Genomic DNA, 11,109 nt, shown 5'->3' with positions numbered 1-11,109 from the left:
CCTCACCCCGCACCCCCTGTGGTCCGGGACCGGGCCCACGGCGACCGCCCTGCACCCGAAGAAAGGCCCCACGTGTCCGCCGCTTCCATCCTCCGCGCCGTCGCCACTCCGAAGAAGGCCCTCGCCGGTGCCGCTCTCGCCGCCGCGGCCTGCGGCACGCTGATCGCCGCCACCCCCGCGCAGGCGGCCCCCACGGCCACGGGCTCGGCCCAGGCGACCGCGCAGCAGATCGTCGGCGACCCCGCGCAGTACCAGTGCTTCTCGAACATCGTCCAGCGCGAGAGCGGCTGGAACCACACCGCCACCAACGCCTCCAGCGGCGCCTACGGCCTGGTCCAGGCCCTGCCCGCCACCAAGATGGCCTCGGCCGGCTCCGACTGGAAGACCAACCCCGCCACCCAGATCCAGTGGGGCCTCAGCTACATGAACGAGCGCTACGGCAGCCCCTGCGCCGCCTGGGACTTCTGGCAGTCCAACAACTGGTACTGACCCACCCGGCACCAGCCCCCCCTGCACCACCCGCACCACCCCCGCATACCGAAGGCGGCGGCCCCCCGATCCCCGGGGCCGCCGCCTTCGCCGTGTTCACGCCGATACCTGACAGCGCCGGGAGAGTCGGCGTGCCGAGGACGAGATGGTGGAGGGCGGCCCGGCCGTCGGCCCGGTCAGGCGCGTTCCTTCTCCGGTCGCTCCGGGCTTTCCGACCGCTCCGGGCTCGCCGCCTGGTGCGGTACCGCCGGGGCGTCCTCGGGCCCGGGTGCCGGGGGCGTGGTCGTGCGGGCGCGGGGGCCCTGGAAGAGGTGGGTCAGGCCGAAGCCGGCGGCGACGACGAGCGCGCCGCCGGCCGCGTCCAGGATCCAGTGGTTACCGGTGGCGACGATCGCGGCGGCCGTGAACAGGGGGTGCAGCAGGCCGAGTGCCTTCATCCACGGCTTCGGGGCGATGAGCGCGATGACCACGCCGCACCACAGGGACCAGCCGAAGTGCAGGGACGGCATCGCCGCGTACTGGTTGGTGAGGGCGGTGAGGGTGCCGTAGTCCGGCTGGGAGAAGTCCTGGACGCCGTGCACGGTGTCGATGATCCCGAGGTTCGGCATCAGGCGCGGCGGGGCCAGCGGGTAGAGCCAGAAACCGAGCAGGGCCAGCAGGGTGGCGAAGCCCAGGCTCGCGCGGGCCCAGCGGTAGTCGACCGGGCGGCGCCAGTACAGCAGGCCGAGGACCGTGAGCGGGACGAGGAAGTGGAACGACGTGTAGTAGAAGTCGAAGAAGTGCCGCAGCCAGCCGATCTCCACGACGGCGTGGTTGACCGCGTGCTCGATGTCCAGGTGGAGCACGCGCTCCAGGTCGAGGATCTGCTGGGCGTGCTCCTCCGCGCGCTCCCTGCCGCCGGTCGCCGCGAGCCGCACCTTGGAGTAGGCGGCGTAGGTGACCCGGATCAGCAGCAGTTCCAGCAGCAGGTTGGGGCGGCTCAGGACCCGGCGCAGGAACGGCAGCAGCGGGACGTAGCGGCAGCGGGCCGGCACGGGCGGGGCGTACCGGGTCGGGACGGGTGAGTCGTAGTACGGCGAGGTGCGCGACAGGAACGGGATCACCGTGGCGGCGGCGAGCGCGGTGAGCAGCACCGCGTTGTCGCGGACGGGGTGGAGGACCGCCAGGTTCGGCAGGATCATCTGGGCGGGCAGCGTCATCACCAGGACGACGGCCACCGGCCACAGCAGCCGGTCGCCGGCGCGTCTGCCGACGGTGCCGACGAGGGCGAGCAGCACCCACAGCAGCTGGTGCTGCCACGCGGTCGGGGAGACGACGATGGCGGCGCAGCCGGTGATCGCGACCGCGAGCAGCAACTGGCCGTCGTGGGCGTAGCGGACGGCGCGGCGCAGGCCGAGCGCCGCGACGGCCGCGCCGAGCAGCAGGAAGAGCCCGATCTCGAGGGGGCCTTCGAGGCCGAGGCGGAGCAGGGCGCCGTGCAGGGACTGGTTGGCGAGGTCGTCGGCCCGGCCGCCGAGGCCCACCCCCGCCATGTGGTGCACCCAGTAGGTGTACGCGTCCTGCGGCATCGCGGCCCAGGCGAGCGCGGTGCCCGCGGCGAAGGCGACGCCGGAGGCCGCGGCGGCCCGGCGGCGGCCGGTGAACCACAGCAGCGGGGCGAAGAGCAGCAGGGTGGGCTGGAGGGCGGCGGCGACACCGATCAGCGCCCCGCCGGTCCGCTGTCCGTGGGCGACGAAGCAGCCGAGCAGGACGAGCAGGACGGGGATGACGCTGGTCTGGCCGAGCCACAGCGTGTTGCGCACGGGCAGCGACAGCATGAGCAGGCTGACCGCGACCGGTGCGGCCAGCAGGGCCGTGCGCCGGCCGACCGGGTGGGGCAGGGCACGGACGGCGACCAGACCGAGGGCGACGACCAGCAGCAGTGTGCCGAAGGTCCAGCCCCAGCCCAGGGCCTGCTCGGCGGATCTGCTGAGCGGTTTGAGGACGAGCCCGCCGAAGGGGGTGCCGGTGAAGCGGGTCGACTCGTAGAGCGAGCCGCTGACCCGCAGCACCCCGTCGTGCCCGAACCAGGTCTCGAGGTCCATGAGCCGCTCCCCGCGCGGGGTGGTCAGGACGGCGGTGACCTGTCGTACGGCCAGGACGGCGGCGAGCAGCCACAGTCCGAGGCGCACCGTGTGCAGACGTGTCCGGGCACCGTCGACGGTCGTGGCTCCGAACGTCTCCGCCGGTCGCCCCCTGTGTTCCGCGTTCGCCACGCCTCGTCGGCCTCCCGCCCCATTGGTCCCGCACGTCCCGCGCGTGGGGGTACCTCCGCAAACCTTATGAGGCTCGCGCCGCCCCCGGAAGGAGACGCAGGCAACCCCCGCTTCACCTGATGTCCGTCCTGCTTTGGTCCCGCCTTCGGTCAGGCTTCGGTCCGGAAGGCGATGGACGGCCGGGGGCCGGGTTGCCCGCAGGGACGCGAGAGGGGTCACATGGGAGGGTCGGTGGCGTCGGCCTCACCGGCCGGACGGAGAAACCAGATAAGCCAGATAAGCCGGAGAAACCAGAGAAAGAGGAGAGGTACAGGGGAATGGGCGAATCGCAGCTCTGGCACGCGGTGGACGACTACTTCGCCGCCCGTCTCGCACCCGACGACGAGGCTCTGGCGGCCGCCCTGCGGGACAGCGAGGCCGCAGGGCTCCCGCCCATCGCCGTCGCCCCCAACCAGGGCAAGCTGCTCCAGCTCCTCGCCCGGACGCAGGGTGCCCGGTACATCCTGGAGATCGGCACCCTCGGCGGCTACAGCACCATCTGGCTGGCCCGCGCCCTCCCGGCCGACGGGCGGCTGATCACGCTGGAGTACGAGCCGCGCCACGCCGAGGTCGCCACCCGCAACATCGGCCGCGCGGGCCTGGACCGGCTCGTCGAGGTGCGGGTGGGCCCGGCGCTGGAGTCGCTGCCCCGGCTGGCCGACGAGAACCCTCCCCCGTTCGACCTGGTCTTCATCGACGCCGACAAGGTCAACAACCCGCACTACCTGGAGTGGGCCCTGAGGCTCACCCGCACGGGCAGCCTGATCGTCCTCGACAACGTCGTCCGGGGCGGCCGGGTGATCGACGCGGACAGCACCGCGCCGGACGTGCTGGGCACCCGCGCCGCCCTCGACCTGATCGCCGACCACCCGCGGCTGACCGGTACGGCGGTCCAGACGGTCGGCGGCAAGGGCTACGACGGCTTCGCGCTGGCGCGGGTGCTGGAGTGAGCCGGGTGATCCTCGCGGTGCCCGCCGGCCTCATACCTCGTGGTAGAAGCCCACGTTGACGCTGCGCGGGGCGGCGCGGTCCAGGATGACGACCTCGCCGTTGCCGCCCCGGGGCAGCGCGACGCTGCCGCCGTAGGCGACCGGGTGGACCTGTTCGCCGACGGTCAGCCGGACCTCGGAGGACGGCTCGGGCAGCGAGCCGCGCAGCCAGCTCAGATACCAGGTGCCGTCCTGGGCGCACTGGAACTCCAGATGGACCCTGGACACGAACAGCCAGTCGTCCGGCGTGGAGAGCCGGCACACCGACCTGTCCCGCCCCACCCGCAGCACGGCGCCCGGCTCGCTCGGCGCTTCGGCCATGAGCATGCCGGCCGTGGCCCCCGATTCCTCCGCGGACACGGCGGCCATGGTGAGTTCGAGCACGTGCGCTCCTCCTGAGACGTTCTGGCGGGCCGGGGGACCGCCCCTGCGGTGGCCACGACGGCCTGGCGCGGCGACCGGTACGACTCGCCCGCTGCCGCCGAATGATAAAACGCCCGGTTCCACCGCGTCTGCCCGGTGGGCACAATGGCCGTATGACCGAGCGAAAGCCGCCGGGCGTCGACTTCGAGTCCTGGGTGGACAAGCAGATCCGTGACGCCGAGGCGCGCGGCGAGTTCGAACGGCTGCCGGGGGCGGGCAAGCCGCTGCCCGCCGACATGGAGTCCCCGTACGACGAGTTGTGGTGGGTCAGGCGGAAGCTGGCCCGCGAGGGCCACTCCGTGCTGCCGCCGACGCTGGCCCTGCGCAAGGAGGCCGAGGACGCCCTGGCGGCGGCCTACGCGGCCCCTTCCGAACGGATCGTCCGGAAGATCATCACGGACGTCAACGCCAAGATCCGCGACATGATGTTCAAGCCCCCGCCCGGCCCCCCGCTGGGCAAGAAGCCGTACGACGTCGAGGACGTCGTACGGCAGTGGCGGGAGCGCCGGGCGGGGGCGGCGGGGGACGGGCAGCAGGGCCCGCCCGCCTGACAGCCCGCCGGTTGCCCGGATCCGGTCAGGTGCGCAGCAGCCGTTCCGCCAGCCCGCGGTAGTCCCGCAGGGCCAGACGCAACTGCTCGGTGTCGGCCGCGGTGCCGGTACCGGTCGTGGTGTCGGTCCCGGGGCCGGTCACCGCGGTGTCCGGGCCCTCGCCCCCGTCCGCGGTCCGCCAGGACCGGCGCAGGGTGCGGCGCCGGTCGGTCACCGCGTCGGTGAGGCGGGCGGCGAGTTCCTCCAGTACATGATCGGCCTGCTCCACGGAGTCCCGCGGGGCGTCCACGAACCCGGCCACGGCGTGCTGCAACTGCTCGGAGAGCGTGTGCCGGTGGTCGTCCGGGAGCAGACGGACGCCGTCCGCCTTCTCGGGGCCGGGGTCACCGCCGTGGCGGGCGCCCTCCTCGTCGACGTCACGGCGGGGGTCACCGTGCACGTCCCCGGGGAGGCCGTCGTGGGTCCCGGGAGCGGTCGTTCGGCTGGTCGGGTGGATGGTCGTGGTGGGGGGCGCCTCGCCCGTCGGTGTGTCGCCGGGGCGCCGGGTCGTGTCGGTCAACTCGCTCAGCTCTCCTTCGTCTGTCGCCGGTGGAGCAACGACGGCATGTGGGGGGAGCGGCCGTGTGCGGCCGTCTCCTCACGGGTGCCGTGCGGGCCGGTGCGATGGTCTCCGCCGTCGTGGCGGGACGGGCGCACCAGCTCGTCGAAGAGGGCGCGCGCCTCGACCATCGCCTCGCGCATCTCCTCGGTGCCCGCGCCGCCTCCGTGCGTGCCGTGGGTGCCGTTCGGGCCGTGTGTGCCGTCGACACGGATCCGCGCCACCCGGTGCACCCGCCGGTAGCCGTCGACGTGCCGGGCGTGGTGCACGGACAGCGCGGCGAGCTGCTCCTCGTACTGCCCGCCGCCGGGGAAGCCCCGGGCGGCGGCGAGCTCGGCGAGCAGCCGGTCCGCCTCGGCGACCGCCTCCCTCGGCGAGTCGACGAACCGCTCCTGCGCGGCCGTCCAGCCCGCCTCGTACCTCTCCCGTTCGGCGTGCTCCAGCGGTCGTGTCCGCAGGTCGCCGTGGAGCTGTACGCGCTGGGCCAGTTCACGTTCGGCGGCCTCGGCGTCACCGTCGTGCCGGGCGACGGCCCGGTCGTACTCGGGTCCGAAGCGCCGCTTCAGGTGCGCGCCGCGGTGCGGACCGCGGGCGCGCAGGTACAGTACGGCCGCCGCGACGACAACGACCGCCACGATCACGATCAAAGCGATGATCAGGCCAGTGGACATGGATGCCTTCCGGTGTGTCGGCCAACCGGCACTCCTCGCGCGCCGGTTCGCCGAACGGGTAGCCGAAAGACCGGACCGTAAACAGGAGTTGTGCGTCCGGCCGCGGAGGGACGCACAATGCGGTCATGACGTGGACCATCCGCCCCGAACACCCCGGCTCCCCCGTCGCCGCCGCGCTCTGGCGGGCGTACTACACCGAGGTCAGCGACCGCTGGTATCTGCTGCACGAGGGGCGCCGGACCGACCCGGCGGAGCTGGAGCGCGAGGTCGCCGCCCAGTCGGGCGCCGACCTCGTGCCGCCGCGGGGGCGTCTGCTGGTCGCGCGGTACGCGGGCGAGCCGGCGGGCAGCGCGGGGGTCCGGCTGCTGGACGCCGCGACCGCCGAACTCACCCGGGTCTTCGTCCACGAGGCGATGCGCGGCAGGGGCGGTGCGGCGCTGCTGGTGGGCGCCGCCGAGGAAGCGGCCCGCGCGTCGGGAGCCACCCGGCTGATCCTCGACACGCGCTCGGACCTCGTGGAGGCCCGGGCCCTGTACGCCCGGCTCGGTTTCACCGAGACCGAGCCGCACAACGCGGGGCCGTACGCCGAGCGCTGGTTCGCCAAGCACCTCGCTTGAGCCACCCGCCCGAACCGTCCGCCTGCCCTCGCCTGCACCCGCCCAGACCGTCCGTCTGCCCCCGTCCGGACCACCCGGCTCAACCGACGGGTGCCTCCGGCCGCTCGCCGTGCGGGCCTTCCGGGCTGTCGTCGTGCGGGTTTCCGGCTCTCGAGCCGCCCAGTTCCTCCGTCAGCTCGTGCGCCAGCCGCACCAGGTCGGTCGGCCGGTCCGGCCCCCACCGGTCGCCGAGCAGTTCGGCCAGGAACTCCTCCTGCGCCCGCGCCAGCCGCTCCACGACCGCGCACCCGTCGTCGGTCAGGACGAGGTCGGGGCCCTCGCGTGCGACGAGGTGTCGCGCCTCGGCCTGGCGGGCGGCCTCCAGGACGACGGCGGGCGGGAGGGTGCTGCGTTCGGCGAGCAGAGCGGCTTCCACCGGGCCGCCCTCCTTGATCCCCAGCAGCAGCCAGCTCGTCGCGGGCAGCAGGTCGCAGCCCGCGCGGACGGTGGTCGTCCGGTAGATCTCGCGCCGTCCCTCGTGGGTGCCGAGCAGGGACAGCGCGCGGCCCGCCTCGTCGGGGGCCGGCCGCTCCGCCGACCGGCCGGCCGGCGCCCCGGTGCCGTCGGGCGCGGGGGCCGAGGTACGCAGCTTGTCCTCCTTGAACAGCCAGGCGAGTGCGAAGCCGAGGAGGGCGAGGGGAACGGCGTACAGGAAGACGTCCGTGATGGCGGCGGCGTACGCGTGGACGGCCTCGGGGCGCAGGGCGGTCGGCAGGTCCGCCATGCCGCGCGGGTCGGCCTGCAGCGCGTCGACGGAGACGCCGGGCGGGAGCCGCTCGCCGCGGAAGGCGTCGGTGAGCCGGTCCTCGAGGCCGCTCGCGAAGATCGTGCCGTAGACGGCGACGCCGAAGGAGGCGCCGATGGAGCGGAAGAAGGTCGAGCCGGAGGTGGCGACGCCCAGGTCCTGGTAGGAGACGGCGTTCTGCACGATCAGCACCAGGACCTGCATGACCAGCCCGAGGCCGAGGCCGAAGACGAGGAAGAAGGTGCTCATCACGGCGGTGGAGCTGTGCTCGTCGAGCTGGTGGAGCAGCAGCAGGCCGACGGTGGTGACGGCGGTGCCCGCGATGGGGAACACCTTCCAGCGGCCGGTGCGGCTGACGATCTGTCCGGAGACGGTCGAGGCCGACAGCGTGCCGAACACCATCGGCAGCATGTACACGCCGGACATGGTCGGGCTCACCCCGTGGACCATCTGGAGGAACGCCGGCAGATAGGTCAGCGCGCCAAACATGGCGAAGCCGATGATGAAGCTGATCACGACGGAGAGCGCGAAGGTGCGGATCCGGAACAGTTTCAGCGGCAGTACGGGTTCGGCCGCCCGCCGTTCCACCGCGACGAAGACGACGGCGAGGACGACGCCCAGCACCGCGAGGCCGACGGTCTGCGGCGAGTCCCAGCCCCAGGTGGTGCCGCCGAGGGAGGCGACCAGGACGAGGCAGGTCGCGACGGAGGCGATGAGGAAGGTGCCGAGGTAGTCGATGACGTGCCGGGTGGATCTGCGCGGGATGTGCAGCACCGTCGCGATCACGGCGAGCGCGACGACTCCGAGGGGCAGGTTGACGTAGAACACCCAGCGCCAGCTGAGATGTTCGGTGAACAGTCCGCCGAGGAGCGGCCCGAGGACGCTCGTCGTGCCGAAGACCGCGCCGAACATGCCCTGGTACTTGCCGCGTTCACGGGGCGGGACGAGGTCGCCGACGATCGCCATGGACAGCACGACCAGTCCGCCGCCGCCCAGCCCCTGGAGCGCGCGGAAGGCGATCAGCTGGGACATGTCCTGCGCCGCGCCGCACAGCGCGGAGCCCAGCAGGAAGATGAGGATGGCGAGTTGGAACAGCCGCTTGCGGCCGTACTGGTCGCCGAGCTTGCCCCACAGCGGGGTGGCCGCGGTCGAGGCCAGCAGATACGCGGTGACCACCCAGGACAGGTGCTCCAGACCGCCCAGTTCGCTGACGATGGTGGGCAGCGCGGTGGCCACGATGGTCTGGTCGAGGGCGGCGAGGAGCAGACCGAGCAGCAGGGCGCTGATCGAGACGACGAGGTTCTTGGGCGCCTGCTCCGGGGGGCCCGCGGCGGCGGGCGGCCCTGCGGCGGCGGGCGGCGGTCCGGAACCGGCACCGGGTGAGGGCCTCGTGCTGCCCGCCCGCTCCGTCCTGCCGTGCGCGTCCCCGGCCATGGCGACCTCCACAGGTTCTGGTTTCCGGGTCCATCGTGATCGGTATGACCGTTTTTCTCCTGTCGAACAGCCCGTCGAGCCGCCTGCCGAGACCTCCGGAAGGCCGCATTCCGGGGGCTTGTGCATCGGGGTGTGGAGGAGATCTGCATAATCTCTGGAGATCACGAGGGGAGGGCCTACGCGTGGATCATCCGACGGGAACCCCGTGCCCGCAGTGCGGTGCGCCCAGGAACAGGGACAACACTCCGTCCTGCGCCTGCGGTCCGCGCGCGTCCGACGCCCTCCGGGACGCCCGTACGGCTCAGGCGGCAGCGGTGGAGGACTTCCATCCGCTCCGCATACGCCCATACGTGGAGTTCGACGAGGAAACACCGGCGACCGCGCCGCACGCCGCACCGGGGCACGACGCCGCACCCGAACCCGACGCCGTACCCGAGCACCGCCCCGAACCCGGGCACACCCCCGAGCCGGAAGCCGGGCAAGGGGCCGCGCGCCCCGCCCCGGCCGAGGACCGACCGGTCGCGCCGCCGGCCGCCGACGCGACCATGCAACTGCGCGCCCTCCCGCCGGACGCGGCCTCCGCGTCCCCCTCCGCCACGCCCGCGCCCGCCCCCGGTGCCACACCGCTCGCCGCGCCGCTCGCGCCGCCCACGACCGAGCCGAGCGCCACCGACCTCCACCTGTTCGAGGCCACCCGCCCGATCCGGAGGGTGCCCGCCGCCGCGGGACCGGCCACAGGCCCGGGCCCGGACGCCGGGGGACCCGCTCCCCGGGGCCGCCGTCGCCGTACCGCACTGCTCGCCGCCGGGGCCGTCGTGGCGGTGGCGGGGGCCGCCGGGTGGGCGAGCGGGCTGTTCGCGTACGAGGCGCCGTCCCGGGACGGCGCGCTGCCGGACGACGTGCGGGTGAGCGTGCCGGACGCCCCGTCGGCCTCGCCCTCGGCCTCGGCCGCACCGTCCGAGGGCACGGACCCGGCGGCCTCACCGTCACTCCTGGCCTCGGCCTCGGCCTCGCCGTCCGAGAGCGCGAGCTCGTCGGCGTCGGCGTCGCCGTCGGACTCGGCGTCGGAGGCCGGCGCTTCGGCGACCCCGTCGGACACGGCGGAGCCGTCGTCGGCCGCGCCGACCACCGCCCCGGCCGACACCCTCGAGGAGGCGACGGACGAGGCGGAGCCCGAAGTCCCCGGTGCCGTGCTGCGCCGCGGCGACCGCGGGCCGGAGGTGGTCGAACTCCAGCAGCGCCTGCGCCAGTTGCGCCTGTACAACAGCGAGGTGCACGGCCGGTTCAACCGCCGGGTGGAGGACGCCCTGCGCACCTATCAGTGGTCCCGGGGCATCAGGGGCGACGAACTGGGCGTGTACGGACCGGAGACCCGGAGCCGGCTGGAGTCGGAGACCCGGGAGCCGTAGACCGGCGGGCCGGGCGCGAACGTCACGCGCCCGCGCCTCCGGCTCCGCCTCCCCCCGCCTCCACCTCAGGCCCCGGTGACGTGCAGCAGCATCGTCCCGTCCGCCTCGCGCTCGACCCGCACCCGGGTCAGGTCCCGTACCGCCACGTCCGGGTCGTGGAATCCGGCGCGGGGGCCGATCCCGACGACCCGCATCCCGGCCGCGCGCCCCGCGGCGACACCCGCCCCGGAGTCCTCGAAGACCACGCAGTCGGCGGGGTCGACGCCCAGTTCCGCCGCGCCCTTGAGGAAGCCCTCGGGGTCGGGCTTGCTCGCTCCGACGGACTCGGCGGTCACCCGCACCTCGGGCAGTGCCAGCCCGGCGGCGGCCATCCGGGCCGTGGAGAGGCCGACGTCGGCCGAGGTCACCAGCGCGTGCGGCAGGCCGTCGAGCGAGGCGAGGAAGTCACGGGCGCCCGGTATCGCGACGACGCCCTCGGTGTCCGAGGTCTCCTCGGCGAGCATGCGCGCGTTCTCGGCGTGGTTCTGCGCCATCGGCCTGTTCGGCAGCAGCAGCGCCATCGAGGCGTAGCCCTGCCGCCCGTGCACGACCTTCATGACCTCGTCCCCGTCGAGCCCGTGCCGCTCGGCCCAGCGCCGCCAGACGCGCTCGACCGAGGCGTCCGAGTTGACGAGGGTGCCGTCCATGTCCAGCAGGAGGGCGCGGGCGGGGAGTACGGCGGTGGCCGTCATCGGCAGCTCCAAAGCACGGGGGGTGGGGCCCAACCCGGGTGCGGGCCGGGAGGGGGCCCGGAAGAGACAAGGCGGCCCCGCCCGCCGGTCAGGGAGAACGGGCGGGAGCCACTTTGTTC

Annotated in this window: 11 protein-coding genes; 5 read left to right on the top strand and 6 right to left on the bottom strand. The window is 73.9% G+C overall.

What is annotated here, in order from left to right:
* Positions 1 to 72: 72 nt before the first annotated feature.
* Positions 73 to 489: an aggregation-promoting factor C-terminal-like domain-containing protein gene (locus tag PYS65_RS25560; protein WP_279336276.1), complete on the top strand. Its 417-nt coding sequence runs from the start codon at positions 73 to 75 to the stop codon at positions 487 to 489.
* Between the two features lie 176 nt (positions 490 to 665).
* Here PYS65_RS25560 and PYS65_RS25555 read toward each other — a convergent pair whose 3' ends face one another.
* A complete protein-coding gene (locus PYS65_RS25555) occupies positions 666 to 2,744 on the bottom strand; it encodes a bifunctional glycosyltransferase 87/phosphatase PAP2 family protein (protein ID WP_279336275.1) in 2,079 nt (692 codons plus the stop codon).
* A gap of 317 nt (positions 2,745 to 3,061) precedes the next feature.
* Here PYS65_RS25555 and PYS65_RS25550 point away from each other — a divergent pair, with 317 nt between their 5' ends.
* On the top strand, positions 3,062 to 3,733 hold the full coding sequence (locus tag PYS65_RS25550) for an O-methyltransferase (protein ID WP_279336274.1): 672 nt from the start codon (positions 3,062 to 3,064) through the stop codon (positions 3,731 to 3,733).
* Between the two features lie 30 nt (positions 3,734 to 3,763).
* Here the strand turns inward: PYS65_RS25550 and PYS65_RS25545 are convergent, their stop codons facing one another.
* Positions 3,764 to 4,156 (bottom strand): FHA domain-containing protein, encoded by a 393-nt coding sequence (locus tag PYS65_RS25545; protein WP_279336273.1) that lies wholly within the window; start codon positions 4,154 to 4,156, stop codon positions 3,764 to 3,766.
* Between the two features lie 152 nt (positions 4,157 to 4,308).
* Between PYS65_RS25545 and PYS65_RS25540 the strand changes: the two genes are divergently transcribed.
* Entirely contained in the window at positions 4,309 to 4,746 is a 438-nt protein-coding gene (locus PYS65_RS25540; RefSeq protein WP_279336272.1) for a DnaJ family domain-containing protein, read from the top strand.
* A 25-nt stretch (positions 4,747 to 4,771) separates the two neighbouring features.
* Here PYS65_RS25540 and PYS65_RS25535 read toward each other — a convergent pair whose 3' ends face one another.
* Entirely contained in the window at positions 4,772 to 5,305 is a 534-nt protein-coding gene (locus PYS65_RS25535; protein ID WP_341483699.1) for a hypothetical protein, read from the bottom strand.
* A gap of 5 nt (positions 5,306 to 5,310) precedes the next feature.
* Positions 5,311 to 6,015 carry a hypothetical protein gene (locus PYS65_RS25530; RefSeq protein WP_279336271.1) on the bottom strand — a complete coding sequence of 235 codons (705 nt, stop codon included), beginning with the start codon at positions 6,013 to 6,015 and terminating at the stop codon, positions 5,311 to 5,313.
* Between the two features lie 125 nt (positions 6,016 to 6,140).
* Between PYS65_RS25530 and PYS65_RS25525 the strand changes: the two genes are divergently transcribed.
* Positions 6,141 to 6,632 (top strand): GNAT family N-acetyltransferase, encoded by a 492-nt coding sequence (locus PYS65_RS25525; protein WP_279336270.1) that lies wholly within the window; start codon positions 6,141 to 6,143, stop codon positions 6,630 to 6,632.
* Positions 6,633 to 6,711: 79 nt separating this feature from the next.
* On the opposite strand, the gene PYS65_RS25520 is transcribed toward PYS65_RS25525, so the two are convergent.
* The gene (locus PYS65_RS25520) at positions 6,712 to 8,850 is read right to left on the bottom strand and encodes an MDR family MFS transporter (RefSeq protein WP_279336269.1); all 2,139 of its coding nucleotides are present in this window, start codon (positions 8,848 to 8,850) and stop codon (positions 6,712 to 6,714) included.
* A 350-nt stretch (positions 8,851 to 9,200) separates the two neighbouring features.
* On the opposite strand from PYS65_RS25520, the gene PYS65_RS25515 reads away from it, so the two are divergent.
* Entirely contained in the window at positions 9,201 to 10,259 is a 1,059-nt protein-coding gene (locus PYS65_RS25515; RefSeq protein WP_279336268.1) for a peptidoglycan-binding domain-containing protein, read from the top strand.
* A 65-nt stretch (positions 10,260 to 10,324) separates the two neighbouring features.
* Here the strand turns inward: PYS65_RS25515 and PYS65_RS25510 are convergent, their stop codons facing one another.
* Entirely contained in the window at positions 10,325 to 10,990 is a 666-nt protein-coding gene (locus PYS65_RS25510) for an HAD-IA family hydrolase (RefSeq protein WP_279336267.1), read from the bottom strand.
* Positions 10,991 to 11,109: the final 119 nt, after the last annotated feature.

It is taken from the genome of Streptomyces cathayae (genome assembly GCF_029760955.1).
GTDB classification, from domain to species: domain Bacteria; phylum Actinomycetota; class Actinomycetes; order Streptomycetales; family Streptomycetaceae; genus Streptomyces; species Streptomyces cathayae.
This window is presented reverse-complemented; position numbering and strand designations above follow the sequence as displayed.